Below are 4,372 nucleotides of genomic sequence, written 5' to 3'. Positions count from 1 at the left end.
CACCACCATCGCGAAAGCCCTACGCCGTAACAGCCGGAACCCGTACCGACCGCTACAACTACTCGGGATCACCTGAAAACGGGCGTATGGCTACCTTGCCTGAACCCTGGGTGTGCAGGTCAGCCGTCTGGTGGACACCGTCGACGAGGCGTTGCCGCAGGTAGGGGTGGAACGGGACGAGGATGCTTGGGCGGCTGCTGGCGTTCGGGCCGATCCACGCCTCGGCAGTGGCAGCGTGGGTGTATCTGCGAGCGGTTCTGACGTTCATGTCGAGCGGACGGGCGGCCGCCCTGATCGACAGTCCTTCGGCCGCAGGGCGTGCACGGCCACGTGACGTTGGCGGGTGGTCGCCGCGCGGCGTCGCGTCATGGCTGGCTCGGCCGTGATCGACGCGGCCAGGGCAGGTATCGGATCGGTATGCTCTCGTAGGCACCGGCGTGCCCACGGATGACCTTTGCGATAGTGGCGCTAAGGTTCTTGGGCAGGTGCCACCAGCCGGCGACCTGAATCGTGTCGGTTCGGGCATCCGTCGGATCATCCGGATCAATGTCATCCGGGATACCGACACCACTAACCGATACGCCAACAGGTGCCCGGCCGACCGCCCAACGCCACTGCGACCGCTTACAGATCGCTCACCGGGTCAGGACGGTGCGACGGGCATGCCGTCGGGTCAGCCCCGGCACCTGCTCGACGAACGTCCGTCGCCGGCACCCGCTGTTGGCACAGGTGAACCTGCGGCCCGTCAAGGCGAGCAGCACTTCGTGGCCGCCCAATCTGACGTCGCTATCCGACGCATAGAGGAACATGCAGGGTGGTTGACGAGGTGCCGCAGGCTCGCTCGCGGCCCGCACCGTCTTCGTCGCCGCGCCGATCCTGACCCCGATGCCGCTGTTCTGCAGACTTCTCGCACTCACCGACATCCAACACAAAGTTGCCCGGCAACGCGCGAGGCAGCCCCTCTTCCCTGAGAAGCTGCAGCGATACCGTCCCTGACAAGCGGCTGACCAGCCCGACTAGGAACTACTCCAGCCTGGCCAGTCCTTCCACCGCAGGTCCACCGTTTCGGGCGCGTCCGAGCTCTCCGTCGGCATCCTGCGGCACCACCTCGAGGCCCGGATTCGACACGCAGTGCCCCTGCTGCTCGACACACACTCGATGATCTCGGTCATGGCTTGTCCTTCCGGCCAACCGACCAGGCTCTGCGTGTCAGGCCAGAACGGTTACACCGCTACTCGGACAGTCCCAGGGCCCATCCTGTCCCTGAGAAGAGCGGACAGGAGGCCACCATGACGACCACTGGCGTGATCTTCAAACGGTGCGGATGCCGCGACGACGGCCGACGTCGCCCGATGCTCTTGTAAGTTCTAAGGAATTGACCGGACGTCCTACTACTCGCGGAGAAGCAGGACGTCCGGTCGGTGGCTTACGGCGCTCCGCCCCTGCAAGGCTTCCCGCCGGCGATGGCTAGCCCTGTGTGGTAAACAGGGCGGCGTAGCGGTTCAGGTAGAGCGGCCATCCGTCGTCGTGGGCGACGCCTGCGCGGACTGATTCCCAGCCGGGGCCGTGCCGGTCGAGGTGGCGGTGTTCCAGCTCCACCCTCGTGCGCTGCGGAGTCTCGGCGACGAACCGGACCTCAACCTCACTCGTGTTGTCCGGCTCGGTCTCGACGCGCCACTGGGGGCTGATGTCCCAGCTGAACACGACCCGGTCCGGTGGGTCGAAGGCGAGCACGCGCGCCCAGCAGCATTCGGTGCCGTCAACGCCGCGGTCATAGATGTGGCCGCCCACCTTCGGCTCGAACACCGTCTCGGCGATCGCTGCGCCGAGCAAGTTGTGCTCGCGTGGCTTGAAGTCACCGAACCGCTCGGTGAACACGGTGAAAGCGTGCTCGAGTGGTGCATTCACGATGATCTGCCGGCGCACCACCACATCGGCTGCCTGGGTCATGAGTCCTCCTTGGTCGGTTGTTCGACGACGTCCTGGTAGCCATCCAGCGCGCGATGCCAGAACGTGTCCAGCTGATCCCGCAAGGCCGCGACGCCTGCGGGGTTGAGTTGGTAGATCCGGCGCGTGCCGGCGGTGCGATCGATGACCAGGCCGGCGTCTTTGAGCACCTTCAGGTGCTGGGACACCGCAGGCCGGCTGATCGGCAGCTCCTGGGCGAGTTCGCCGACGGCGCGCGGACGCTCCGCCAGGCACGCGACGATGGCGCGTCGAGTCGGGTCGCCCAAGGCATCCCAGCCATGACCATCTTGGTAAGTAGCCACGAACGGTAAGCTACAGCTTACAGATGATCGGGGTCAAGAGTGCCCGGCTGGTGGTGTCTTTCGCACATCCGCGCCCATGCCAGCAGACCGGACGCGGTGCTAAGCGCGGCGACAACTCAGATGGCGGCGCGGATCCCGGCGAGGTCGGCGACGATGCCGGCGAGCAGGGCGCCGACGGCGAAACCCTCGTCGCGCCAGCGCCCGTAGACGCCGTCCGCGGGCTCGCCAGGTGGGGGTGTCGACGTCGCTGAGGCGGCGAGCAGGATCGGATATACCGCTGCGGCGCCAGCGCCGAGCAGGACTGCGGCGGCGGCCCACGCGGTGAACCCATCGGCGAGCGCGATCAGGCCGAGAGCGGCGGCTTGCATGAGCATGCCGGCGACGATGAAGGGTTTGCGGCCGTAGCGGTCGGAGGCAGGCTTAGCTGGCCGACGCGAGGGCAGGTTCGCGCCAACTCGTGACGGCGAACGACTGTCTGACGGACAGCTCCCCGCTGTGCGGGCCGGCGGTGTGGGTGATGGGCGTGCCTGCGGGTCTCGTGCACGAAGAACAGGGACAGGCCGAGACCGAGGGGCGATGTAGGCGGCAGTGAGCAGGAACGGGGGACGGGGCGCAGCCCGGGAGCGGCGGCGTGGGCACTGGTGGCCATCGCGGTCGCGACGGCGATGCATCCGGCGGCTTCGTTGACTCCCATCGCCGCGCCCGGCGGTGCGGTCCCGCGAGGTCAATTTCATGATGCCGGTGGTGATCGAGGCGAGGCCCTAGTTGACGCCGAGAAGCGCGTTCGCCGCGACGAGCCACCCAGTTTGGTGCCCAGATCAGCACGGCGGATCGGGATGGCAATCGCCCAGCCGGCGAGCAGGGTTTGCGTCCGTAGCGATCGGACAGGGTGCCAGCGAAGAAGTCCGTGGCGGCCTTGCTGACACCGAACGCAAGAAGAGTTACGTCAGCGCGGCAGTGAAGGCCGTGAGGCCGAACTCGCGGTCGGCGAGCATCGGCCGCACGGTGCGTTCGGAGTCGAGGACACAACCGTCGAGGGCGTTGACGACGGCCAGCAGGGTAAACTGCGGCCGTCAGGCCGAGCCGCGGCGCACCGCTGCACCGTGATCCACTGATCGCCATCGACCCGGCCGCGCCGCTGGACCTGCCTGCCTGGTGAATCCTCACCGACCACACCTACCTGGCCTCGCCGCCCGGAACGGCCCGGCCGACCTACGCGGTGCAAGTCGCCGCGCGGCGTTCGTAGTAGCGCAGCGTCTGCAGGTTCACCCCGACCGCGGCGGCGACCTGGCCGCTGCGCAGCCCGCTCACGCCGCCACCATCGCGGCCGCGCGCTCGGCGAGCGCGTCGAGGACGTCGACGTGGGCGGCCGGCACCTCGATGTCCAGCCGTAGAGCTGAGCCGTCCGCGGCGAAGGAGAAGGAGAAGAAGGAGCAGCAGGAAGTCTCCCGGCTGGTCAGATCTCGGACGGTCGGCTCGGCGGCCGGGTCGAGGCGCCACCGCAGCGCCGTCGGCGACAGCCGCTGCTGCTCGCGCAGGGCAGTGGCGAACAGGTTGTCGAACTCGGCCAGCCGCAGCGGCCGGTCCACGGTCGGTAGGGTGCACGTCTTGGGCACCCACGCCGGGTCATCGCTGGTCATGCCACGACAGTAAGCCTGTACCTAGGTACAGGATGCAAGTCGTTCGCCGCAGGAATCAGCGTCGGGCGAGGTGCTCGACGGCGGCGGCGCACCCACCAATCGACTACGCAATCGCCCTGGCTGCGGGCTTTTCATGCGGCCGGGTGGCGGCCGGTGGATCTGCAGCGGGTCACCGGGTACAGCCGGGAGACGATCCGCCAGGCGCTACGACCGGAAGTCCGACGGGCGACCAACCTCAGCCGACGCAGGACACCACCCCAGCCGCCGGCGGACTACCAGCCCTACGGCGACCGGAAGCCCTACGTAGTGGCCGAAACTTGCACCGCGCTGCACGGTCCGACCGAAGGCACGGTGACGCTTCCGCGTCACCTCGACTGGTCCGGGCACGCCGAGTACGACCTGAACCGGACCGCACGCCTGGCCAGCATGTACAAGGTGGTACTCACCGAAGCCAGCACGGCC

General features: G+C 68.0%; 5 protein-coding genes and 1 pseudogene. 1 reads left to right on the top strand and 5 read right to left on the bottom strand.

The genetic code is table 11. The features are described 5' to 3' along the window. Nucleotides 1-1,467: 1,467 nt before the first annotated feature. From AC2CHE_RS26495 to AC2CHE_RS26475, 5 genes are all read right to left on the bottom strand, one after another. Nucleotides 1,468-1,950 (bottom strand): SRPBCC family protein, encoded by a 483-nt coding sequence (locus AC2CHE_RS26495; protein ID WP_484507553.1) that lies wholly within the window; start codon nt 1,948-1,950, stop codon nt 1,468-1,470. After that, on the bottom strand, nt 1,947-2,270 hold the full coding sequence (locus AC2CHE_RS26490; RefSeq protein ID WP_484507552.1) for an ArsR/SmtB family transcription factor: 324 nt from the start codon (nt 2,268-2,270) through the stop codon (nt 1,947-1,949). Before AC2CHE_RS26490 ends, AC2CHE_RS26495 begins: the two co-directional genes overlap by 4 nt. A gap of 116 nt (nt 2,271-2,386) precedes the next feature. Continuing rightward, a complete protein-coding gene (locus AC2CHE_RS26485) occupies nt 2,387-2,941 on the bottom strand; it encodes an MFS transporter (RefSeq protein WP_484507551.1) in 555 nt (184 codons plus the stop codon). A 541-nt stretch (nt 2,942-3,482) separates the two neighbouring features. Next, on the bottom strand, nt 3,483-3,581 hold the full coding sequence (locus tag AC2CHE_RS26480) for a MerR family transcriptional regulator (RefSeq protein ID WP_484507550.1): 99 nt from the start codon (nt 3,579-3,581) through the stop codon (nt 3,483-3,485). Next, complete coding sequence (locus tag AC2CHE_RS26475; protein WP_484507549.1) at nt 3,578-3,910, bottom strand: hypothetical protein; 333 nt, start codon at nt 3,908-3,910, stop codon at nt 3,578-3,580. Before AC2CHE_RS26475 ends, AC2CHE_RS26480 begins: the two co-directional genes overlap by 4 nt. A gap of 120 nt (nt 3,911-4,030) precedes the next feature. On the opposite strand from AC2CHE_RS26475, the pseudogene AC2CHE_RS26470 reads away from it, so the two are divergent. Beyond that, nucleotides 4,031-4,372: pseudogene (locus tag AC2CHE_RS26470) on the top strand (hypothetical protein); the annotation flags it as partial.

The organism is Micromonospora sp. ATLC16, assembly GCF_057196645.1.
Note: the sequence above shows the minus strand (reverse complement) of the source record. Positions and strands in the feature narration are given on the sequence as shown.

Coding starts and splice junctions, on each gene's coding strand:
- AC2CHE_RS26475 (WP_484507549.1), bottom strand. CDS start 3,910: ATGACCAGCGATGACCCGGCGTGGGTGCCCAAGACGTGCACCCTACCG.
- AC2CHE_RS26485 (WP_484507551.1), bottom strand. CDS start 2,941: ATGCATCGCCGTCGCGACCGCGATGGCCACCAGTGCCCACGCCGCCGC.
- AC2CHE_RS26495 (WP_484507553.1), bottom strand. CDS start 1,950: ATGACCCAGGCAGCCGATGTGGTGGTGCGCCGGCAGATCATCGTGAAT.